Source organism: Streptomyces sp. NPDC050704 (assembly GCF_040654355.1).
In the GTDB taxonomy this organism is placed as follows: domain Bacteria; phylum Actinomycetota; class Actinomycetes; order Streptomycetales; family Streptomycetaceae; genus Streptomyces.
In genome coordinates this window covers 36910-57465 of sequence record NZ_JBFAHW010000035.1, presented here as the reverse complement: position 1 = coordinate 57465, position 20556 = coordinate 36910, and the positions used below count along the sequence as shown (strand labels likewise).

Sequence of the window (20556 nt, the reverse complement as noted above, 5' to 3'; positions counted from 1 at the left end):
GGTGACCGTCCCCTCGCCTGTTCGACCCGATTCCACTGTCCGTCACCGGGGCGGAGCCGCTCCGTCCATCCACCTTGGAGAAGCACATGTCTTCCTCGAACGTCGAAACCCAAGCGTCCACCGCCGACGTGCACCGGCTTGCCGACGAGTACGTCAGGCTCGTCAACCTGCGTGATCTCGACGCCCTGTTCGCCCTGTACGCGCCGGACTTCCGCAACCACGCCGCCGACGGCACCACCACCGGCGTCGAGGAGACCCGCGCGGTGCTGGCGTCGTTCCTCGACGCCGTCCCCGACTTCGCCGCCACGCCGGTCCGTGTCGTCGCGGAGGACGATTGGTTCGCGATCAGCTTCATCCTCACCGGCACGAACACCGGGCCGTTCAACGGCACTCCCGCCACCGGCCGATCGATCAAGGTGCTGGAGCTCCGCATGTTCAAGGTGGCTGACGGGAAGCTCACCGAGCACTGGGGCCTCATCGACCTGGCGACACTCTTCGCCCAGTTGCAGTCCTGAGAGAGTGAAGATCAGTTGCGGGCGCTGACCAGGGGTAGGTCGATGACCGCCCGGCCGCGCTCGCCCGGGGCCTCGACGTAGTGGCTGTGGACGGCCACCAGGTCCCCCTCGGCGATGGTCCGCTTCGGGGCGATCGTCAGCTGCGGGAACTGCTCGAAGTACGCGCCCGCTCCGGCCTTCACGCCTGCCACGCCGTCGGGGAACCGCGGGCTGTGCCGGTGGTACTCGGAGCCCACGTAGGTGTCGACGGCCGCCCGGTACGCACCAACTCCGACTTCTCGATCACCGTCGAGCACGGCCCGAAGGCGCTGTGTACCCCGTACCGCCAGTTCAGGTGAAGCCCGGTTGCGGCGGGCCCGGGATGCGGGCCGGTCACCGGTGTTGCGTCGTGCGCAGTTCGTCGGTGTACCGGGCGAGGGCGTCCTCGGCGGTGGGGACGGGGCCGAAGAGTTGTTCCTGGCGGCGGGGGTCGGAGACGTAGCGGCCGGTGTCGAACCAGCCGAACATCGCGGCCATGTCCTTGATCACCGGGTTGAAGCGGCCGACGACGGCTCCCGCAGCGCGGATGACGGGGGAGGGGATGGCCCATACCTTGATGTTCTTTCCGACCCGGCTGCCCATCAGGTCGGCCACCTCGCGCATGCTGACCGGGCGGTCCCAGCCGATGTCGATGCGCTCGCCGTTGTCGGCCGGGGCGTCGACGGCGGCTGCCAGGTAGGCGGCGAGGTCGGAGGTGTGGACGAAGGTCAGCGGGACGGTGGCCTTGGCCATCCAGATCAGGCGGCCCTTGTCGAGGGGGTTGCCCGCCATGGTGGCGACCTGGTCGAGGAAGGCGCCCGGGCGCAGGGCGACGAACGGGACGCCGAGCTGTTCGAGTTTGTCCTCGGCGATCTTCTTGTGCCAGAAGTGCGGGACCTGGGGTGTCTGGTCACTGGTGAGGATGCTGGTCAGGACGAACCGCCGGATGCCGGTGCGGTGGGCGGCCTCGGCGAGGTTGGCGTTGCCGACGGTGTCGATGTCCTGCGCGTTCTTGCCGCCGCGGGTGTAGCCGGCGGCGGTGGTGATGACGGCGTCGGCGCCTTTCATGGCGGCGACGAGCGAGTCGGGGTCGAGCATGTCGCCGCGGGCGATCTCGACACCCTGCTCTTCGAGCCGGCTGGCGTTGGTGGTCGGCCGGACCAGGGCACGGACGTTCTTGCCGCGTTTGAGCAGTTCGTCGACGACCTTGCCGCCGAGGGAGCCGGTCGCGCCGACGACGAGGACGGGGAGGGTGGTGGTCATGGGGGGTCTCGCTTTCCGTCAGGTCAGGAGTGGGGGGATCGAGTGGGCGGGGCAGGGGTGGCCGCGGACGTGGGTGCCGTCGGCCCGGGTCGCTCGGTGGGCGGATCCGGGGCGCGGGTCATCGCCGGCCGGCCGGAGCCTGCTGTGGTGGAAGGCGAACGGGACGCGGGTGACGCGGCCGTCCTCGATGTGCAGCCGATTGGCGGCGGGGCAGGGCTCACCGGCCCCGCGAGGGCGTTCCCCTGCCCCGAACCCTGCGGCACTGTCCACTTCGCAGGAACGCCGGAAACGATTCGCACTCCAGGCCGGAACCGGGGTGCAGGCCGAGGGGAGTTACTCGGACTCCTCCCGCGGAAGGCTGTTGATCGCGTCGGCGATCGTGTAGGCGGTGCGGACGAAGGACTCTGCCTGCTGTGCCGACAGGTTTCGCGCGGAGGTCTCCTCCAGGGCCCGCCACATGGCTGCCAGGGGCTCGCGCATGGCCCGGCCCTTGTCGGTGAGGTGGACGACCATGACGCGCCGGTCGTGTGCGGCCGGCTCGCGGACGACCAGGCCGGCGTCCTGCATGCGGCGCAGGGACTTGGAGACGGTGGAGTGGTCCAGGCCGACGCTGTCGAGCAGCTCGGACTGGGTCTGGCCGTCCCGGTCCAGGAGGTGCATCAGCAGCAGTTCCTGTCCGGGATGCAGGTCCATCTCGCGGAGCATGGCGGCGGCGCGGGCCCGGTGAGCGCGGGCGAGCTGGAAGATCGCGTAGCTCATCTGTCCCTCGCTGGCGGTGGAGGGGGCGCGGGGTATGGGGGCGTTCATGGTTCGGTTCCTCGGACGGTGTAGGTGGCGTAGTCGGTGTAGCCGACCGCTCCGCCGCCGTAGAGGGTCGCCGGGTCGGGGGGTTCAGCGGCGCGTCAGAGCGTAGCGGCTCGACCAGGTCCGAATCGGCGAGCGCGAGGGGTGCCGACGGAGACGAGGCTGGCCGTGCCCTGGTCGACGTCCCTGGCGCGGGTGGGCAGGTCGGTGGCGGCCCGCTTGAGGACCGGCGTGGTCGGCCACGCGCGCGCAGGGTGCCCAGCAGCGCGTCGTCGCCCGCATGGAGGACGTGGAAGCGGTGCGGCGGGGAGATGTCATCGACGGTGGCCGATGTCCGCAGGGAGGTCGGCATGAGTGTGGCGTGATCAGTCGACGGTGAGGACGAGCTTGCCCCGGACGTGTCCGGCGTCGCTGACCTGCTGGGCCGTGGCTGCCTGGTCGAGCGGGTAGGCGGTGACGGTGGTGACGAGCTTGCCGGTCGCGGCGTCTTCGGCCAGTTCGGCCAGGCGGGTGGCCGAGCGTTCCTGGCCGCCGCTGGCGAAGGTGATGCCGAGCTGGTGTGCGCGGAAGTCGGCGATGGTGGCGATGCGCTCGGTGCCGCCGCGCAGGGTGATGGAGTCCTCCAGGGCTCCCTTGCCGGCCAGGTCGAACACCGCGTCCACGCCGTCGGGGGCGAGTGCCCGGACCCGCTCGACCAGGCCCTCGCCGTAGCGGGTCGCGGTGGCGCCGAGTGCGGTGAGGTAGTCCTGGTTGGCGGGTCCTGCGGTGCCGATGACGCGCGCTCCGCGGGCCGTGGCGAGCTGGACCGCCAGGGTGCCGACCGAGCCGGCCGCGCCGTGCATCAGGACGGTCTCCCCGGCGGCGACGCCGAGCAGGTCCAGGACCCGCTCGGCGGTCTCGCCGGCCACCGGCAGCGCGACCGCGTGCTGCCAGTCCAGGCCGGCGGGCTTGCGGGCCACGGTGGTGGCCAGCGCGTACTGGGCGTACGAGCCGGTGTCCGACCAGCCCAGCACCTCGTCGCCCACCTGCAGGTCCTGCACGCCCTCACCCAGGGCGTCCACCACGCCGGCGAGCTCGTGACCGGGGACGGAGGGCAGCGGCGTGGGGAACGCGGCCTCCAGGGCCCCGGAACGGACCTTGCCGTCCAGTGCGTTCAGCCCGGCCGCCTTGACGCGGACGCGGACCTGCCCGGGGCCGGGCTGCGGGATCTCGATGTCCGCCTGGTGCAGTACTTCCGTGCCGCCGAAACGGTCGAACAGGATGGCTTTCATGACGACTCCTCTCGTGCCGCCACCCATTTAGGTGGCTGGACACATAATTACCGTAACAGGAAACATGTGGCTAGCCAACTATTGGCTTCCGCTCGGGCTGCGCAAGATCGGTCGCGGTCGCGTCGGACTCCTCGGGACGGCGCAGGAGGCCGCCCGCGACCTCGGCGAAGGCCAGTTGGACGGCGGTGCCGCAGGCGACGTGACAGGCGATGGCCGCGGTGCTCCGATGCCCGCGCTCGGCGACGCCCTGGTGGTCCTGGCGCAGGACCAGGGTCCGGCCGTCGGGGCCGAGTCGGCTGTGGCTGCCTGTGGCGTGGCGGCCGGTGAGATCGCCGAGCGGGAGGAGATCGGCTGCCGCCGGTGGCAGCTGGGTGAGGCCCGGTGGGGTCGTCTCGCGAGGGCGGGGACACCACCTCGGCCCGCAAAATCCACGGGCGGTGTCCGGAACCGTCCTCCCATCGGCACCGGCGAAGCCTCCAGGACGGCCTTCCTGGAGGCCTTCCTATGCCTGGCCCGAGTAGAGGCAGGCGTCCCCGACGCGGCTGGACCGAGGGCCCTGCGAAGGACCGCCGGAGGAGCCACACCCCTGATCGACACCGACCGGCCTCGGCCGCTTCGCAGCCGGTACAGAGGGCGACTGCCTCTGACTGCCTTTGATTGACTGCCTTCGATCGCCTCCGCAACCCGTCCCAGCAGGTCACATACGAGGAGCAGTCGCCCCCGGACATGCGTCGGGGCCGGTTCCGGGAGTGCTTCCCGGGCCGGCCCCTCTGGTGTCTGCGGGCGGTCTGCCTTCGCCCGTGGTGCGGCTCAGGCGGCCGTCATCACGTCGATGACCACCGGTCGGTGCGGGGCGATGATCCGGCCGTCCGGCAGGAGCTCACCGGTGTCCTCGAAGAGCAGGACGCCGTTGCACAGCAGGCTCCATCCCTGCTCCGGGTGGTGCGCCACGAGGAGCGCGGCTTCCCGGTCGGCGGAGTCGGCTGTCGGACACGGTGGCTGGTGCTGGCACATGGATGGGATCTTTCGCTGTGGTGTGAGGTCGGTGATCGATGTGGTGTCTGTCCCGCGGCTCGGAGTGGTACTCATTGCCGCCCCCCGTTTGTCAGATGGTCCGGAACCCAGTGTTGCCCTACGGGCGTCAATCCGCAGGGATTTAGCGGCAGCGCTCCTCACAGGTTCATGACGCATCACCCGTGCGGACGGTTCATTCCAACTGGGCGGTCTCTTCGGGTGGTTCACCGTGGCCGGATGGGGCTAGTCCGGACGGGCCGGGCGTGCGCTGCGTCCCCGCGGGGTCACTGCGCGCAGCGGCGTGCCCCGCGGCCGGGGTGGGATCGCGGGGCACGGGAGCCGTGGTGCGCTCAGGCGGGTGAGCCGAGCAGCGGGGTGGGCGTGGGCGTGAGGCGGTGGGTCAGGACGGGCAGCAGCTCGGCGACGCGGTGCGGGCGGTGCGCGGCGATGCCGGGCGGGGCGGGCGCCAGCGGCACCAGGAGGTCGGTGGCGGCGGGGTGGCCCTCGGCGCCGTCGGCCGCGTAGTCGCCGTGCAGCCACAGTGTGAGCATGTACAGCTCGGGTACGGAGAGCAGCCGGGCCTGGTAAGGCTGCGCCGTTGTCTCCGTCATCGTTTCCGCCTGGCGCAGGGCGCGCTCGGTGGCGGTGACGTACGGACCCTCGAAGAAGTGCGAGAAGGCCCAGCCGTCGGGGGTCAGCCTGGTCTCGGCGGCCGCCACGGCACGTCCGCCGCAGCGGATCAGGAAGCGCCACCCGGCGAGACGGGTGGCCGAGGCGCCGGCCGGGGTGATCCGGTCGAGCACGTGGACGGGCAGCGGGAGTTCGGGCGTGGCGGGTCCCTGGGCGGTGCGCAGGGACGGAGTGCGCGCCTCGCGGACGGCGGTGGGGGAACCGAGTGCCGTGAGGACGGTGCGCAGGGCCGGCGCGGGAGCCGGGGGGACATGAAGCGGCATGGTGGGTCGCCTCTCATTCGACAGGCACATAGTGGCGCGAGGGCGGACGACGCTGTCAGCTCTCGGGTCAGAGGGGGCGGGTGCGATGACCACGAGCGCCGACATCTCTGCCTCGTTCGCGGAGTTTATACGACACGTGTTCTGACGGTGTTTCGTCTAGCCGTTCCGCATATTAAGCGCAAGGGACAACTCGGTCACCGTTACGCGCGTTTGGTCCCGGTTCTCCGCGGGTACCCGGCGATGACCTCGGAATACGCCGCTGAAGTGGAGGGCCGGTTCTCGTCGGCGTTTTTCACGACAGCCCGATCGTCGAAACCGCGCACTGCCTCATGCCGCATGAATGTGCCCGGAGGCAACTGAGTTCAGAGTAGCGCCCGGGGGGTTCGGCCAGGGCGTTATCGATCACATTGCCTGGGCATCATCCCCCGTGACCCGGGACACCAGCGGCCGGTTCGTCGGGCTGCCCAGTCGAGGAGGGACACTTCGATGGGGGAGAAGGTCGAGGCGGTGTCGTTCGCCCTGTCCGACCGGCAGAGCTACCGAGGCAAGCTCCAGCAGTGTCTCGCGGGGCTGGCGCGGTTGTTGGCGGAGAAGCGGTTCGACCGCCCCAGGAATCTCATGGGCCTGGAGATCGAGCTGAATCTCGCAGGGCCGGACGGCATGCCGAGAATGATGAATGCTGAAGTACTCGAACGGATCGCGAGCCGTGATTTCCAAACAGAACTCGCCATGTTCAATCTGGAAGTCAACATTGCTCCACACCGGCTCGGCGGCCGGGTATTCGACCGGCTCGCCGAGGAGTTGCGCACCTCGCTCGCGTACGCTCACCGGAAAGCGAACGAGGTCGATGCCGGAATCGTGATGATCGGCATTCTGCCGACACTCGCGCGCGACGACCTGGTCTCCGCGAACCTTTCCGACGTGGACCGCTACACGCTGCTCAACGACCAGATCGTGGCCGCCCGCGGCGAGGATTTCACCCTGGACATCGACGGTGTGGAGCGGCTCAGCTGCACCTCGGCGTCCATCGCGCCCGAAGCGGCCTGTACCTCCGTGCAACTGCACCTCCAGGTCACCCCGGGACGCTTCGCCGACGTGTGGAACGCGGCGCAGGCGGTGGCCGCCGTGCAGGTCGCGGTCGGCGCCAACTCCCCGTTCCTGTTCGGCCGTGAACTGTGGCCCGAGTCGCGGCCCCCGCTGTTCCTCCAGTCCACCGACACGCGCCCGCCCGAGCTCCAGGCCCAGGGGGTCCGCCCGCGCACCTGGTTCGGGGAGCGGTGGATCTCGTCCGCGTACGACCTCTTCGAGGAGAACCTGCGCTTCTTCCCGCCGCTGCTGCCCATCTGCGACGAGGAGGATCCGCGGCGTGTCCTCGACGAGGGCGGCATACCCCGGCTCGCCGAACTCGTGCTGCACAACGGCACCATCTACCGCTGGAACCGTCCGGTGTACGGCATCGCCGACGGAGTCCCGCATCTGCGCGTCGAGAACCGGGTGCTGCCCGCGGGCCCCACCGTGACCGACGTCATCGCCAACGCGGCCTTCTACTACGGGCTCGTACGCGCTCTCGCCGGGGAGGCGCGGCCCGTGTGGACCCGGTTGCCCTTCGAGGCCGCGGCCGCCAACTTCGACCGGGCCTGCCGGTACGGCATCGAGGCGAGCCTGGAGTGGCCCCGGCGCGGCAGGCACGGCGGGACCACGCGGCTGCCCGCGGTGCAGCTCGTACAGGACGAACTGCTGCCGCTCGCGGCTGCGGGCCTGGACGCGTGGGGCGTGGAGCCGGCCGACCGGGACCTGTACCTCGGCGTGATCGAGGAGCGCTGCAAGCGGCGGGTCAACGGGGCCACCTGGCAGTCCAGGACCTTCCACCGGGCCCTGGAGAGCGGCATGGGGCGGGACGTGGCACTGGCGGCCACGACGAAGCGGTACTGCGAGCTGATGCACCTCGGCGAGCCGGTGCACACCTGGCCCGTCGGGTTACCGGAACCTGCCGTCCCGCGGTGATCAGTTCTGGCGGCCCGCCCGCACGACGGCCTTGAGGATCACCGAGTGGATCTGGGACGGGTCGGTGACCTGGTGGCCCGAGCCGCCGGTCGCCTCCGCGATCTCGGCGAGCTCGTCCTTGTCGGCCTCCGGGCCCACGGCGACCGCGATCAGCGGCACCGGACGCTCGGGGTCGGTGCGCCGCTGGAGCTCGGTGACGAGGTCGGCGCGCGAGATGCTTCCCGGGTCCTGGTTCACACCGTCGGTCAGCAGCACGACCGCGTTGAACTTCCCGCTCCCGTACGAGGCCACGGCCGCCTTGTACGCGGCGAGGGTGGTGTCGTACAGGCCGGTCGCGCCGTCCGGGACCGGCTTCAGGCCGCTGAAGGCCGCCGACAGCCGGTCCCGCCGGGTGCCGTCGTCCTCGCGGTCGCCGATCCGCGCGGTCGGTACGAGGACGCGGTAGTCGAGCTTGCCGTCGAGCTTCGTGGAGAACTTCCAGAGCCCGACCTCGTCCTCCGGGGTGAAGGTGGTCAGGGCCTGCAGCAGCGCCGCCTTGGTCACGTCCATACGGGATCTGCGGGTGCCGGGCACCGGCTCCGCCATGGACGCGGAGACGTCGACGACCGTGGTGAGCCGGGCGTTCTGCACGGTGATCGTCCACATGCCGAGGGTCTCCTCGATCTCCTTGTCCGAGACCGGTTCCGCCGGCACCTCCCGGTACGGCTGCGGGGCGCGGCCGCCCGCCTGCGTGACCAGTCGGTCCGAGGTGTCGTCGTCGTCCGTACGGAAGCCGTGCCGCTCCAGGATCTTCCGCCCGCCGGACTCGCCGAGCAGGCTCATGAACCGCAGTGCGGCCCAGCTCTCGTCGGTCGTCAGGGTGGGCTCGTCGATCAGCGCGAACGGGAAGTCGAGCCGTGGCGATCCGTCCGCGGGGTAGAAGAGGTCGAGGTCGTCGCCGCTGTCCGCCGACGCGTTGTAGGCGAACGCCGCCTGCTCGGAGAGGATCAGCGCCTGGTTGCGCTTCGGGTTCTCCTGTTCGGTGACGGAGAGGTCGCGCGGCAGGGTGTCCAGGACCTGGCCGTCACTGTCCGAGGTGCGCCGCGAGAGGGTCTTGGCCATGGCCGCCGCCGCGGTCTCGGCGTCTTTCGCCTCGTCCGTGGCGTGGGCGAGCTGGGTCAGGGCGAGCAGACCGGTCGCACTGTGCGACGGGTCACCCCCGCCGAGCTTCAGTTGATCGCTTGTCGTGCCGGCCAACTCGGCCCAGGTGTACGTCCTGTCGGGCCACCCGAGAGACTTCGCGGCCGTCGGGATCATGGCGACGCCGACGGGTGACAGGGCCACGTTGCCCATGGGCGTCACCGGAGTCGACCTGGCGTCCGCCGCGAGCTGGTTGACCCATACGCCCGAGTCCGGCACCCACACCTCGAAGTCGGTGGCGCTCTTCTCCCTCGACCTCAGGGCGTCCGTGACCTTGTACGGCTCCCGCGCGCTCACACTGATGTCCAGGCAGTCGCCCGCGGACGTCACCTCGTTGTCGCGGGCGTAGTCGGCGGCCTCCTTGAGCGCGGGCGCGATGCCCGGCGCGGCGGCGATCCTCAGGAGCGGCGCGCTGTCCTCGCAGGAGCGGCCGAAGAAGAGCAGACCGCCGTCGACCGCGGCCGCCGTGCCCGCGGCGGCGACGAGCAGGAGGGCCGCCACGATCGCCACGTTGCGGCGCCGCACGGGCGGCCGGGGGCCGGTGCCACGCGTCCGGAACCCGTCGGGCAAGCTGTGACGTCCCATGGCGGTGATGTCCCTCCCTGGCCGAGCCCGGAGCCGTGAAACGGCCGAAGGCATGGTGTGGGGGTACACCCCGTACGGTGCCCGTCCCCCGACGGCCTGTCGCGCATGATCTTCGCAACTTCTTTCGAGACCATAGCGGGGCGAGGATGGGGATGAGGCGGGATTACTCAACTGGAGGCAGGAGTGCAGTCGGAGGCGGGGCCGGTGGCCGACTCTTTTCCCGAAGGGCGGCCGACGCGGCGGATCTTCCGCGACGAGACGCTGCTCGTGCTGGGGGTGTCGCTCGGGGCGAGCGGAGTTTCCGCACTGATCAGTTTTGTCGGGTCGGTCACGAAACCGGGAGGTCTGAAGGACCAGGCCGCCACGCTCAACGCCTCGGCCGCGCCGGGCCGTCCGTGGCTCGATCTGGCATGGCAGCTGTTCGGCATCGCCTCCGCACTGGTGCCGGTCGCCCTCGTCGCGCACTTCCTGCTGCGCGAGGGCAAAGGGCTGCGCACGATCGGTTTCGACCGCACCCGTCCGTGGCCGGACCTGGCCCGGGGCGCCGGGATCGCCGCGGTGATCGGCAGTTCGGGCATCGCCTTCTACCTGGCGGCCCGCGGGCTCGGCTTCAACCTCACCGTCGTGCCGGAGGCGCTGCCCGAGGTGTGGTGGAAGTACCCGGTGCTGATCCTCTCCGCGATCCAGAACTCGGTTCTGGAAGAGGTCATCGTCGTCGGGTATCTGCTGCGCCGCCTCGACCAGTTGGGCTGGACACCGGTCGCCGCCCTGATGGGCAGCTCGGTGCTGCGCGGCTCGTACCACCTCTACCAGGGCATCGGCGGATTCATCGGCAACATGGTGATGGGCCTGGTCTTCGTCTACCTGTACCGCCGCTGGGGCCGCGTCGGACCGCTGGTGGTCGCCCACTCGCTCCTCGACATCGGGGCGTTCGTCGGGTACGCGCTGCTGGCGGGGAAGGTCGGCTGGCTGCCCACCGCCTGACCTGGTGCGGGCGAAGGGGGCGTACGGAAATCTCGTACGCCCCCTTCGTGCTGTTCACGCGAGCAGGTCGCCCTCGATGACGGTGACCGCGCGGCCGGTGAGCAGTGTGCGGTCGCCTCGGAGCCCGGTGCGGACGCGGCCGGAGCGGCGTGAGGCCTGCAGGCCGGTGAGGTCGGTGCGGCCGAGGCGCTCGGACCAGAAGGGGGCGAGGGCGGTGTGGGCACTGCCGGTGACCGGGTCCTCGTCGACGCCGACGTTCGGGAAGAAGCAACGGGACACGAAGTCGTAGCCCTGGGAGGGGTCTTCGGCGCGGGCCGTGGCGATGACGCCGCGCTCGGAGTGGCGGGCGAGGGTCTTGAGGTCGGGGGTCAGGCCCAGGACGGTCTTCTCGTCGGCGAGCTCGATCAGCAGGTCTCCGACGTTCGGGCCGGTGTCGTGGGTGGTGAGCGGCTCGGCGCCCAGGGCCTCGGCGAGGCCCTGCGGGACCTCGACCGGGGTGAGGGGCGCGGTCGGGAAGTTCAGCGTGATGGAGCCGTCGTCGTGCGGGGTGGCGATGAGCACGCCGCTCCTGGTCGCGAACCGTACCGGGCCCTCGGCGGCTCCCGTGGTGGCCAGTACGTGTGCGGTGGCGAGCGTCGCGTGACCGCACATCGCGACCTCGGCGGCCGGGGTGAACCAGCGCAACGCCCAGTCGGCCTCGCCGCCCTCCGGCAGCGGGTGGGCGAAAGCCGTCTCGGCGTGGTTGACCTCCAGGGCCACGTTCTGGAGCCAGGCGTCTTCCGGGAAGGCGTCGAGGAGGAGGACCCCGGCCGGGTTGCCGGCGAAGGGGCGGTCGGTGAAGGCGTCCACGATTCGAATCCGCATGAGGCCGACGCTAGACGCTGAACAAAGACGCAGGCCAAGGCCAATTCGGGGTGGGTGGACCGGTCACCGCATTCGTCGGCCCGCTGGTGGGCCGGGAGCGGAGCCTTGTCTTGCGAGCTATTCCGATATATCGTTGACGCATCGCGACCGATCAACGATGGAATGGAGTGATTGCGATGCGTTCCCACGGAGAAGAATTCGGACCGGGCTTCGGCCCCGGTCCCGGACGTGGACACGGTGGACCCGGCCAGCACGGCCGGGGCGGTTTTGAGGGGCGGCGTGCCGCCTTCGGTCCCTTCGGGCCCGGTTTCGGTGGTCCCGGCTTCGGCCCGGGCCCCTGGGGCGGGCGCGGAGGCCGGGGCGGACCGCGGGGCAGGGCGCGGCGCGGCGACGTACGCGCGTCGATCCTGGCCCTGCTCAAGGACCGGCCCATGCACGGCTACGAGATGATCCAGGAGATCGCCGAGCGCAGTGGCGGGGCGTGGAAGCCCAGCCCCGGTTCGGTGTACCCCACCCTTCAGTTGCTGGAGGACGAGGGCCTGATCGTCAGTGCGACCGAGGGCGGCAAGAAGCTGTTCTCGCTCACCGAGGCGGGCCGCGTCGCGGCCGACGAAGGTCCCGACGTGCCCTGGGAAGATGCCGGGCGCGGGGTCGACTGGGAGGCGTTGAGCGACATCCGGCAGGCCGGCTTCGGTCTGATGGAGGCGTTCGGGCAGGTCTGGAAGACCGGTAGCAAGGAGCAGCGCGAGAAGGCGCTGTCCGTCATCAACGATGCGCGTAAGAAGCTGTATCTGATCCTCGCCGACGAGGACTGATGGCCCGCAGACAAGGGGGGTACTTCGACTTCGAAGTACCCCCCTTGGCGCGTGTGGGGGTCGGCCGCTCTAGGCCACCAGCCCGGCCAGCTTGCGCAGGGACTCGTTGAGGGCCGCCGTCGCCGAGTCCTTCAGTTTGCCCGCCATCAGGGAGACGGCGGCGCCGGTGAACTCGCCGTCGATGCGGACCGTCGTGGCCTCGCCTTCGGGGGTCAGCGTGTAGCGCGTGGCGACGGTCACGGCCATCGGGCCCTTGCCGCGGATCGCGAGCGTGCGGGCCGTCTCCAGTTCCTCGATCGTCCACTCGACCTCGGCCGGGAACCCCATGAGCTTCATGTTCTCCTCGAAGGTTCCGCCCACTTCGAGGGCCGCGGGGCCGCCCTTCGGGAAGCTGGTGTGGGTGGAGTTCCACTCGCCGTACGAGGAGAAGTCCGTGAGCTGTGCCCAGACCTTCTCGGCGGGCGCCTCGATCCGTGCCTCCGCGCTGACTTCGGCCATGCGACCACCCTTTCGTCTCGGGCGCTGCGCCGAGCGCAGCTACGGTGTCGCGGAACGTAGCCTCAGGGCCTGAAACATTCAATACTGATGAACCGTCAGAAAGTGTGGGGGAGAGAAAAGGGGAGCGGGGGTTCAGGCGACCTGCTCTATTTCCGCCGCGTCGAACAGGTCCCACGCGCGCGGGAAGGGCCCTTCGTCGTGGCAGTGCCACGCTTCCCAGAACAGGTCGGCGAGCAGTGCGTCCTCGGGTGCGTACACCCGGTACACGTACTGCCTGCCGTCGACCGCCGGCAGGGCCACCAGCCAGCACCTGCTCTCCATGTCTCAGTGGACGAGCGCCGGAGCCATGTGGTTGCGCGTGGAGCGCGGGGCGGGACGGTGCGCGCCCGTAGGGGAGAACGGCGTGATGTCATCCGTAAGGAGGAGGAGCCAGGGAGGAGAGCCCACCCTGTGTTGGACGTGAAAATGCTTCCCGGCGGGGATGACCGGACGCGAAGGGCCTGATGGGGTAGGGGATGTGCAACCCCGTATTCCGCACCAGCAGGCCGCCGAGCGTGGGCCGATCCGCGTGGACATCGAGGCCCGGCTCACCGAGGAGCTGGCCGCGGTGGTCGCCGGCGCGCGTCGGCGCGCGCTGCGGGACGGGGACCGGCAGATCGACACGGCCCATCTGCTGCACTCACTTCTGGAGTCCGACCCCGAGGTCCGCGCGCTCTTCGACAGTGACCCGCAGGTCGTACGGCTGCTCGGCTATCTCGTCCAGCGCAGCATCGGTTACGGACTGCGCTGGCAGAGCTCCGTCGAGGACTCCGGTGCCGTGCCGACCGTGACCGAGAGCGGGTGGTCGCCGGTGGCGGCCGGCGCCATGGAGGCCGCGTACGAGCGGGCCGTGCGGCGGGGTGCCGAACTCGCGGTCGAAGTCGACCTGCTCGCGGCGATCGTCGCCGATCCCGAGTCGCGGGCCGTGGAGGTGCTGGGTCGCGCGGGGGCGGACGTACCGGCGTTGCTGGCGCGGATCGAGACCGCGGCGGGGCGGGGCATAGAGGCCTGAGACGGGCCGGGCGCCCGTCTCGGAAGATGTGTACAGGAGGCGCGCCCACGGGTGTGCCGGCGTCGGTGCGTCCAATCGTTGAGACAGGTGTCATTGCGGGTGACGCTCATGTCTTCGCCTGCCATCATGTGGCGGTGCATACGTCTGAGAGCAGTCAGGGCAACCGGGGGAGGGGCGTCGGACTAGGCCTCGCGCTCATGTCGGCGGTCGCCTTCGGGGGATCAGGTGTCGCAGCCAAGCCGTTGATCGAGGCGGGGCTCGACCCGCTTCACGTGGTGTGGCTGCGCGTCGCGGGTGCCGCTCTGCTGATGCTGCCGCTGGCCGTGCGCCACCGGGGACTGCTGCGCCGACGCCCCGCGCTGCTCGCCGGGTTCGGACTGCTTGCCGTGGCCGGTGTCCAGGCCTGCTACTTCGCCGCCATCTCCCGGATTCCTGTCGGGGTCGCGCTGCTCGTCGAGTACCTGGCGCCGGCGCTGGTCCTCGGCTGGGTGCGGTTCGTGCAGCGGCGGCCGGTGACGCGTGCCGCGGCCCTCGGCGTCGTACTCGCCGTCGGCGGCCTCGCCTGCGTCGTCGAGGTGTGGTCCGGGCTGAGCTTCGACGCCCTGGGACTGCTCCTCGCGCTCGGCGCGGCCTGCTGCCAGGTCGGCTACTTCGTCCTGTCCGACCACGGCGGCGACGCCGGTGAGGAAGCCCCCGACCCGCTCGGCGTCATCGCGTACGGGCTGCTCGTCGGCACGCTCGTCCTGACGGCCGTCGCCCGGCCGTGGGGGATGGACTGGTCGGTCCTGCGGGGCAGCGCCGACATGGACGGCACGTCCGTCGCGGCCTCGCTGCTGCTGGGCTGGATCGTGCTGATCGCGACCGTCGTCGCCTACATGACCGGTGTGCTGTCCGTGCGCCGGCTCTCGCCGCAGGTGGCCGGCGTCGTCGCCTGTCTCGAAGCGGTCATCGCGACCGTGCTCGCCTGGGTACTGCTCGGGGAGCACCTGTCGACGCCGCAGATCGTCGGCGGCGCGGTGGTCCTGTGCGGCGCGTTCATCGCGCAGTCGTCGACGCCCGCCAAGGCCCCGAAGACGGCCGTGGCGAGCGGCGGAGGCGACGCCGAAAGGGAGTTGTCGGCCCGGGGCAGCGCCACCTAGGCTGTCGATCATGCATTCCGACGCGCGCGTTCTGCCGCCTCCGGCCGCCTGAGGCGGGCCCTCCGGAACCCCTGCCCGGCGACCGGCCGGGCGGAACGGTGCTGCCCGCAGACGAAGTCCGAGGACCTTCCGTACTGACGTGCCCTGTGCCCGTAGGCACGACGCACGCAGCGCGACGCGGTCCTTCAGCGAACTTCTGTGCATCTGCGGAGAGAACACGTGTCGAATGCTGTTTCCGGCCTGCCCGTCGGGCGAGGCCTCCTCTATCTGACCGTCGCCGGCGCCGCCTGGGGCACCGCGGGCGCGGCCGCCTCGCTCGTCTACCGCGTGAGCGACATGGGTCCCGTCGCCCTGTCCTTCTGGCGTTGCGCGGCCGGGCTCGTCCTACTGCTCGCCGTTCGGCCGCTGCGGCGCCGGCCGCGCTCCACCGAACGCCCGAACCCGCGCCGGAACCTTCGCCTTCGCCTTCCCCTTCGAACGAGGCTGCTGCGGACCGGTGTCACGGGTCTGGCGCTCGCCGTCTTCCAGACCGCGTACTTCGCCGCCGTCGAAGCCACCGGACTGGCCGTGGCCACCGTCGTCACCCTCGGCGCGGGGCCCGTGCTCATCGCGCTCGGGGCGCGGCTGGCCATGGGGGAGCGGCTCGGGCGCGGCGGTGTCGCCGCCGTCGCCGGGGCCCTCGCCGGGCTCGTGGTGCTGGTCCTGGGCAGCGGGGGCACGACGGTCCGGCCGTGGGGTGTCGTGCTCGCGGTCCTGTCCGCCGTCGGGTACTCCGTGATGACGCTGCTGACCCGGTGGTGGGGGCGTGGCGGTGACGCCGACGTCTCCGCCACCACCGTGGGCGCGTTCGCCGTCACGGCCCTGTGCCTGCTGCCCTTCGGTATGGCCGAGGGTTTGGTACCGCACACCGCCGAACCTGCCCAGGCCGTCGCGCTGTTGGCGTACATCGCCGCGGTCCCGACCGCTCTCGCCTACGCCCTGTACTTCGCCGGCGCCGCCGTCGTCCGCTCGGCCACCGTCTCCGTGATCATGCTCATCGAGCCGGTGAGCGCGGCGGTGCTGGCCGTCGGACTGCTCGGCGAACGGCTGACCGCGGCGACCGTCATGGGCACCTTGCTGATGCTCGGGTCGGTCGCGGGGCTCGCGGTCGCGGAGACAAGGGATGCGGGGAACGTGCGGAGGGCGCGGGAGGAGGAGCCGGCGGTGCTCTGACGGGCCCCTTCGGCCGGCTGTTCAGGCGGGCTGCTCCGATGGACTGCCGACAGGCTGCTCCGGTGGACTGCTCCGGCGGGTTGTGCCGGTACCGGCCGGGTGGGCCCCACCCCGTAGGGCCCACCCGGCGGGTCACCGCCGAGGAGTCCGGCGCCGCCCCGGCGTCACCGGCCGCGCGCCACCGCAGCCGGTGCTCCCGCGCCGCCGCGTCACCCGGACCGCCTCTCGTGACGAGTTCGGCCACAACGCGGTCCTGGATTTCATCCGGCGTGACATTCGCGTACTGGGATTTCAGAGCACCGCCAGATAGTCCGGTATGCCGATGCCGGGGGCCAGGTCGTCGGCCGGGACCGGGGTGCCGTATCCCTTGCGGACGGGGAGGACGCCGGTCCAGTGCGGCAGGCCGAGGTCCTCGGGCTCGTCGTTCGGACCGCCGGTGCGCAGCTTGGCGGAGACCTCGGCGAGGTCGAGGCGGAGTACGGCGGTGGCGGCCAGCTCCTTGGCGTTGGCGGGCCGGGAGTCGTCCGACCGGCCGGGCACCACCTGGTCGACCAGCGCGTCCAGGGCCTCCCGCTTCTCTTCCGGGTCCGTCACCTGGTGGGCGATGCCGTGCACCACCACCGAGCGGTAGTTGAGCGAGTGGTGGAAGGCCGAGCGGGCCAGCACCAGACCGTCCACATGCGTCACGGTGACGCAGACCGGCAGACCCGGGTCCGCCTGGCCCGCCATCCGGAGCGGGCGCGAACCCGTCGAGCCGTGCAGGTAGAGGTGCCGGCCGACCCGGCCGTACAGCGTGGGCAGCACGACCGGCGACCCGTCCCGGACGAAGCCCAGGTGGCAGACGTACCCCTCGTCGAGGATCGAGTGCACCATCTCGTGGTCGTACGCGGCGCGCTTCGCGGAACGGGTGGGGATGGTGCGGTCGGTCGGGGTGTACGTGGCGGGATGCGGGGCGGCCGTCTCCGTCATGGCGTTCTCCAGGTCTCCGTTGCGGTCTGTTCTCGCGTATGCGTCTTGCGGGTACGCCGTTCACCTTGCGCGGCTTATTGCACTAGTGCATACTGTACTTTGTGCTAGGAGAGTATCGGATCGAGGGCAAGCGTGCAGCCGAGATTGCGGCGAGCGTCGAGGGTGCGGTGGGCGCGGGGGAGCTGGAGCCCGGTCAACTGCTTCCGCCCATGCGGGAGTTGGCGGGCCGACTGGGCGTGAATCCCAATACCGTCGCGGCCGCGTATCGCACCCTGCGGGAGCGCGGGGTCATCGAGACGGCGGGCCGGCGCGGCAGTCGCGTACGGCCCAAGCCGGTGACCACGGCCCGTGAGCTGTCGCGGCTCGATGTGCCGGCCGGGGTGCGGAACCTGTCCGACGGCAATCCGGATCCGGCCCTGTTGCCCGCGCTGGCCGAGGCGTTCGCGGAGGCCGCCGCGTACGCGGACCGCGAGCCGGTGCTCTACGGAGAGGCCGCCGTGGAACCGGAGTTGGCGCGGATCGCGCGCGCGGACCTGGATGCGGACGGCGTGCCGGACGGGCCGGTCGTGGTCACCTCGGGCTCGCTCGACGCCATGCAGCGCGTGCTGGCCGCCCATCTCAGACCCGGGGACGCGGTCGCCGTCGAGGATCCCGGCTGGCGCAGTGTGCTCGATCTGGTGCCGTCGCTCGGGCTGCGGGCGGTGCCGGTCGGCGTCGACGACGACGGGCCGCTGCCGGACGACGTACGAGCCGCACTGGCGGCGGGGGCGCGTGCCCTGATCGTCACCGACCGGGCGCAGAACCCGCTCGGCGCGGCGGTGAGCGCCACGCGAGCGCGTGCGTTGCGTTCCGTCCTCGCGGAGTACCCGCAGACCCTGCTCATCGAGGACGACCACGGTTATCGCATCGTCGACCTGCCCCTGCACCCGCTGGCGGGGGTCACCCGGCACTGGGCCTTCACCCGCTCGGTCGCCAAGGCGTACGGGCCCGATCTGCGGCTGGCCGTGCTCACGGGCGACTCCGTCACCTTGGACCGGGTGCAGGGGCGGCAGCGGCTGGGTCCTGGGTGGGTGAGCCGGCTGCTGCAACGGGCCGTCGTGCAGCTGTGGTCGAGCGGTGCGGTGGACGCGCGAGCCGTGGCGGCGGTGTACGGGCAGCGGCGGGACGCGCTCATCGGCGCGCTCGCGGAGCGCGGTGTCGCGGCGTACGGGCGCAGCGGGATGAACGTGTGGGTGCCGGTGCCGGACGAGACCGGGGCCGTCGCGCGGCTGCTGCACGCCGGCTGGGCCGTCGCGCCCGGCGCCCGCTTCCGGATGAGCGCGCCGCCCGGGCTGCGGATCACCGTGTCGACGCTGGAACCGCACGAGGTCGGGGCGGTCGCTGACACGGTCGCCACGGCTGTCGGATCGGCGCCCGAGCGGCGTTACGTCTGACTCACGTGTGAGTCGGGGTGCGGTGATCCGAAGTATCCGGGCGGTGGGGTTACGTCGAAGCCTTGGGCCTCGACTGGGTGAGCGCCGCACCCGCCAGCACGATGACCGCGCCCACCGGCGTCGACCAGCTCAGCGACTCGCCGAGGATCGCGACGCCCGCGGCGGTGGCGATGACCGGGATGAAGTACGTGACCATCTGGGCCGTCGTCGGGCCGATCTCGGCGACCAGGCCGTACTGGACCAGCATGGCGACGCCCGTGCCCAGGACACCGAGCGCGACGATCGCGAGCAGCGGAACCACCGCGAGTCGGGTCGGCAGCGTGGTGAACAGTGGTGTGACCACGGCCAACTGGGCGGTCCCCAGCAGCAGTTGGGCGCCGCTCAGTGACAGGTTCGAATGGCTGGAGCCGGCCAGTGTGCGGCGGACGTAGATCCAGCCGACCGGGTAGCTGAGCGAGGCCAGCAGCGCCATCGCCATGCCCGCCGCATCCAGGCCGTGGAAGCCCTGCCAGGCGCCCAGGACGGTCAGCACACCGAGGAAGCCGATGCCGAGACCGGCGACCCGGCGCCGGGTGGGCCGGTCCTCGGAGAGGGCGACCAGTGACAGGGTCATGCCCCACAGTGGCGAGGTCGCGTTGCATATCCCCGCCAGCGTGGACGGGATCGTCAGCTCGGCGTACGCGAACAGCGACCAGGGCAGGGCGTTGATCAGGAACGCCGAGACCGTGAGATGCACCCAGGTCCGGGCCCCGCGAGGCAGCCGCTCCCGCTTCCAGACCATCGCGACCGCGAGCACCAGGGTGCCGAACACCAGCCGCCCGAGCGTCACTTGGAAGGGCGCGTACCCCTGCGTGCCGACCTTGATCAGGAGGAAGCTGAAGCCCCAGATCAGCGTCAGGACGCCGAAGCGGACACGCCAGTCGCGGGCGGGGTGACGGCGCGATGCGGGGGAGAGGGGCGGGGCCGGAGAGATACGGGGCTCGGTGACGGCGCTCATGGGAGCCACGATGGCGGAGACGATCTCGTAGCACAAGCGAGATTTGTCGAGCGGTATCTCGTAGTATTGCTTACATGTTGAACCTGGAGCGCCTGCGCACGCTCGACGCCCTCGCCCGGCACGGCTCGGTCAGTGGCGCGGCCGAGGGGCTGCACGTGACCACCTCGGCCGTGTCCCAGCAGATGTCCAAACTGGAGCGCGAGGTGGGGCAGCAGCTCCTCGCCAAGAACGGGCGAGGGGTGCGGCTCACCGACGCGGGACGGCTGCTCGCCGACCATGCGGCGCGCATTCTGTCCCAGGTCGAGCTGGCCCAGTCCGACCTGGAGGCGCAACGCGGCCAGGTGGTCGGGGAGTTGCGGATCTCAGCGTTCCCGACCGCCGCGCGCGGGCTGTTTCCCGCCGCGCTCGCCGAGCTGCGGGCGAAGCACCCGGGGCTGTGCGTCCGTTCGCGGGAGCTGGAGCCCGAGGCCGGTGTCGCCGGGGTGCTCCGAGGGGACCTCGACCTGGCTGTCGTACTGGACTGGTACAACAAGCCGTTGCCCGTGCCCGAAGGGCTCGTCAAGGCCTCACTCCTCGACGACCCCGCGGATTTGGCGATGCCCGCCGGTCATCCGCTCGCCGACCGCGACTCGGTGAACCTCGAAGACTTCGCCGAGGACGAGTGGATCACCTGGGGGGAGAGCGAGTTCTGCCACGAGTGGCTGATGCTCACGTTGCGGGCCAAGGGGATCGAGCCGGTGATCGCCCACCGCGCGCAGGAGCACCACACCCAGCTCGCCCTCGTCGGGGCGGGACTCGGCGTGTGCGTGGCGCCCCGGCTCGGGCGCGATCCCATGCCGGCCGGCGTGCGCACCGTGCCGGTGCGGCCCCGCGTCAGCAGGGATGTGTACGCGGTGTGGCGCGCGGACGCGGACCGCCGGCCGTCGATCAGGGCAGCGGTGGAGGCGTTGCGTTCGGCGGGAGGTGCGGTCGAGTAGGCCGGCCCCGT

Annotated in this window: 21 protein-coding genes; 9 read left to right on the top strand and 12 right to left on the bottom strand. The window is 71.2% G+C overall.

Annotated elements, in window-relative coordinates:
- Positions 1–86 precede the first annotated feature (86 nt).
- Entirely contained in the window at positions 87–515 is a 429-nt protein-coding gene (locus AB0I18_RS21725; RefSeq protein ID WP_363107182.1) for an ester cyclase, read from the top strand.
- Positions 516–526: 11 nt separating this feature from the next.
- Here the strand turns inward: AB0I18_RS21725 and AB0I18_RS21720 are convergent, their stop codons facing one another.
- The 6 genes from AB0I18_RS21720 to AB0I18_RS21695 form a co-directional block, all read right to left on the bottom strand.
- The gene (locus AB0I18_RS21720) at positions 527–811 is read right to left on the bottom strand and encodes a nuclear transport factor 2 family protein (protein WP_363107181.1); all 285 of its coding nucleotides are present in this window, start codon (positions 809–811) and stop codon (positions 527–529) included.
- Positions 812–887: 76 nt separating this feature from the next.
- Positions 888–1796 (bottom strand): SDR family oxidoreductase, encoded by a 909-nt coding sequence (locus AB0I18_RS21715; RefSeq protein WP_363107180.1) that lies wholly within the window; start codon positions 1794–1796, stop codon positions 888–890.
- A gap of 333 nt (positions 1797–2129) precedes the next feature.
- A complete protein-coding gene (locus AB0I18_RS21710) occupies positions 2130–2603 on the bottom strand; it encodes a MarR family winged helix-turn-helix transcriptional regulator (protein ID WP_363107179.1) in 474 nt (157 codons plus the stop codon).
- Between the two features lie 362 nt (positions 2604–2965).
- Positions 2966–3871 (bottom strand): NADP-dependent oxidoreductase, encoded by a 906-nt coding sequence (locus AB0I18_RS21705; protein WP_363107178.1) that lies wholly within the window; start codon positions 3869–3871, stop codon positions 2966–2968.
- Positions 3872–4681: 810 nt separating this feature from the next.
- Positions 4682–4885, bottom strand: coding sequence for a DUF5999 family protein (locus AB0I18_RS21700; protein ID WP_363107177.1), 204 nt, complete (start codon positions 4883–4885; stop codon positions 4682–4684).
- Positions 4886–5235: 350 nt separating this feature from the next.
- The gene (locus tag AB0I18_RS21695; protein ID WP_363107176.1) at positions 5236–5838 is read right to left on the bottom strand and encodes a hypothetical protein; all 603 of its coding nucleotides are present in this window, start codon (positions 5836–5838) and stop codon (positions 5236–5238) included.
- A 486-nt stretch (positions 5839–6324) separates the two neighbouring features.
- Here AB0I18_RS21695 and AB0I18_RS21690 point away from each other — a divergent pair, with 486 nt between their 5' ends.
- The gene (locus AB0I18_RS21690) at positions 6325–7842 is read left to right on the top strand and encodes a glutamate--cysteine ligase (RefSeq protein WP_363107175.1); all 1518 of its coding nucleotides are present in this window, start codon (positions 6325–6327) and stop codon (positions 7840–7842) included.
- Here AB0I18_RS21690 and AB0I18_RS21685 read toward each other — a convergent pair whose 3' ends face one another.
- On the bottom strand, positions 7843–9606 hold the full coding sequence (locus tag AB0I18_RS21685; protein ID WP_363107174.1) for a substrate-binding domain-containing protein: 1764 nt from the start codon (positions 9604–9606) through the stop codon (positions 7843–7845).
- 183 nt (positions 9607–9789) lie between these two features.
- On the opposite strand from AB0I18_RS21685, the gene AB0I18_RS21680 reads away from it, so the two are divergent.
- Positions 9790–10590, top strand: a complete 801-nt coding sequence (locus AB0I18_RS21680; protein ID WP_363107173.1) for a type II CAAX endopeptidase family protein — start codon at positions 9790–9792, stop codon at positions 10588–10590.
- Positions 10591–10644: 54 nt separating this feature from the next.
- Here AB0I18_RS21680 and AB0I18_RS21675 read toward each other — a convergent pair whose 3' ends face one another.
- Positions 10645–11454 carry a PhzF family phenazine biosynthesis protein gene (locus tag AB0I18_RS21675; protein WP_363107172.1) on the bottom strand — a complete coding sequence of 270 codons (810 nt, stop codon included), beginning with the start codon at positions 11452–11454 and terminating at the stop codon, positions 10645–10647.
- Positions 11455–11630: 176 nt separating this feature from the next.
- Between AB0I18_RS21675 and AB0I18_RS21670 the strand changes: the two genes are divergently transcribed.
- Positions 11631–12269 (top strand): PadR family transcriptional regulator, encoded by a 639-nt coding sequence (locus AB0I18_RS21670; RefSeq protein WP_363107171.1) that lies wholly within the window; start codon positions 11631–11633, stop codon positions 12267–12269.
- 69 nt (positions 12270–12338) lie between these two features.
- Here AB0I18_RS21670 and AB0I18_RS21665 read toward each other — a convergent pair whose 3' ends face one another.
- Both AB0I18_RS21665 and AB0I18_RS21660 read right to left on the bottom strand, forming a co-directional pair.
- On the bottom strand, positions 12339–12767 hold the full coding sequence (locus AB0I18_RS21665; RefSeq protein ID WP_363107170.1) for an SRPBCC family protein: 429 nt from the start codon (positions 12765–12767) through the stop codon (positions 12339–12341).
- Between the two features lie 132 nt (positions 12768–12899).
- Positions 12900–13088, bottom strand: coding sequence for a hypothetical protein (locus AB0I18_RS21660; RefSeq protein ID WP_363107169.1), 189 nt, complete (start codon positions 13086–13088; stop codon positions 12900–12902).
- 196 nt (positions 13089–13284) lie between these two features.
- On the opposite strand from AB0I18_RS21660, the gene AB0I18_RS21655 reads away from it, so the two are divergent.
- The 3 genes from AB0I18_RS21655 (at position 13285) to AB0I18_RS21645 (ending at position 16169) form a co-directional block, all read left to right on the top strand.
- On the top strand, positions 13285–13818 hold the full coding sequence (locus tag AB0I18_RS21655) for a Clp protease N-terminal domain-containing protein (RefSeq protein ID WP_363107168.1): 534 nt from the start codon (positions 13285–13287) through the stop codon (positions 13816–13818).
- Between the two features lie 128 nt (positions 13819–13946).
- Positions 13947–14957: an EamA family transporter gene (locus AB0I18_RS21650; RefSeq protein ID WP_363107167.1), complete on the top strand. Its 1011-nt coding sequence runs from the start codon at positions 13947–13949 to the stop codon at positions 14955–14957.
- A 219-nt stretch (positions 14958–15176) separates the two neighbouring features.
- A complete protein-coding gene (locus AB0I18_RS21645) occupies positions 15177–16169 on the top strand; it encodes an EamA family transporter (protein WP_363107166.1) in 993 nt (330 codons plus the stop codon).
- 291 nt (positions 16170–16460) lie between these two features.
- Here the strand turns inward: AB0I18_RS21645 and AB0I18_RS21640 are convergent, their stop codons facing one another.
- Positions 16461–17138 (bottom strand): pyridoxamine 5'-phosphate oxidase family protein, encoded by a 678-nt coding sequence (locus AB0I18_RS21640; RefSeq protein WP_363107165.1) that lies wholly within the window; start codon positions 17136–17138, stop codon positions 16461–16463.
- A gap of 101 nt (positions 17139–17239) precedes the next feature.
- Here AB0I18_RS21640 and AB0I18_RS21635 point away from each other — a divergent pair, with 101 nt between their 5' ends.
- Complete coding sequence (locus AB0I18_RS21635; protein ID WP_363107164.1) at positions 17240–18571, top strand: aminotransferase class I/II-fold pyridoxal phosphate-dependent enzyme; 1332 nt, start codon at positions 17240–17242, stop codon at positions 18569–18571.
- Positions 18572–18620: 49 nt separating this feature from the next.
- Here the strand turns inward: AB0I18_RS21635 and AB0I18_RS21630 are convergent, their stop codons facing one another.
- Positions 18621–19604, bottom strand: coding sequence for a DMT family transporter (locus AB0I18_RS21630; RefSeq protein ID WP_363107163.1), 984 nt, complete (start codon positions 19602–19604; stop codon positions 18621–18623).
- A 38-nt stretch (positions 19605–19642) separates the two neighbouring features.
- Between AB0I18_RS21630 and AB0I18_RS21625 the strand changes: the two genes are divergently transcribed.
- Positions 19643–20545 carry a LysR family transcriptional regulator gene (locus tag AB0I18_RS21625; protein WP_363107162.1) on the top strand — a complete coding sequence of 301 codons (903 nt, stop codon included), beginning with the start codon at positions 19643–19645 and terminating at the stop codon, positions 20543–20545.
- Positions 20546–20556 lie beyond the last annotated feature (11 nt).

Bases quoted from the DNA above. Each gene is read 5' to 3' on its own strand.
- AB0I18_RS21660 (WP_363107169.1), bottom strand. From the start codon at position 13,088: ATGGAGAGCAGGTGCTGGCTGGTGGCCCTGCCGGCGGTCGACGGCAGG.
- AB0I18_RS21725 (WP_363107182.1), top strand. From the start codon at position 87: ATGTCTTCCTCGAACGTCGAAACCCAAGCGTCCACCGCCGACGTGCAC.
- AB0I18_RS21705 (WP_363107178.1), bottom strand. From the start codon at position 3,871: ATGAAAGCCATCCTGTTCGACCGTTTCGGCGGCACGGAAGTACTGCAC.
- AB0I18_RS21675 (WP_363107172.1), bottom strand. From the start codon at position 11,454: ATGCGGATTCGAATCGTGGACGCCTTCACCGACCGCCCCTTCGCCGGC.
- AB0I18_RS21670 (WP_363107171.1), top strand. From the start codon at position 11,631: ATGCGTTCCCACGGAGAAGAATTCGGACCGGGCTTCGGCCCCGGTCCC.
- AB0I18_RS21715 (WP_363107180.1), bottom strand. From the start codon at position 1,796: ATGACCACCACCCTCCCCGTCCTCGTCGTCGGCGCGACCGGCTCCCTC.
- AB0I18_RS21640 (WP_363107165.1), bottom strand. From the start codon at position 17,138: ATGACGGAGACGGCCGCCCCGCATCCCGCCACGTACACCCCGACCGAC.
- AB0I18_RS21690 (WP_363107175.1), top strand. From the start codon at position 6,325: ATGGGGGAGAAGGTCGAGGCGGTGTCGTTCGCCCTGTCCGACCGGCAG.
- AB0I18_RS21685 (WP_363107174.1), bottom strand. From the start codon at position 9,606: ATGGGACGTCACAGCTTGCCCGACGGGTTCCGGACGCGTGGCACCGGC.
- AB0I18_RS21710 (WP_363107179.1), bottom strand. From the start codon at position 2,603: ATGAACGCCCCCATACCCCGCGCCCCCTCCACCGCCAGCGAGGGACAG.
- AB0I18_RS21665 (WP_363107170.1), bottom strand. From the start codon at position 12,767: ATGGCCGAAGTCAGCGCGGAGGCACGGATCGAGGCGCCCGCCGAGAAG.
- AB0I18_RS21695 (WP_363107176.1), bottom strand. From the start codon at position 5,838: ATGCCGCTTCATGTCCCCCCGGCTCCCGCGCCGGCCCTGCGCACCGTC.
- AB0I18_RS21625 (WP_363107162.1), top strand. From the start codon at position 19,643: ATGTTGAACCTGGAGCGCCTGCGCACGCTCGACGCCCTCGCCCGGCAC.
- AB0I18_RS21700 (WP_363107177.1), bottom strand. From the start codon at position 4,885: ATGTGCCAGCACCAGCCACCGTGTCCGACAGCCGACTCCGCCGACCGG.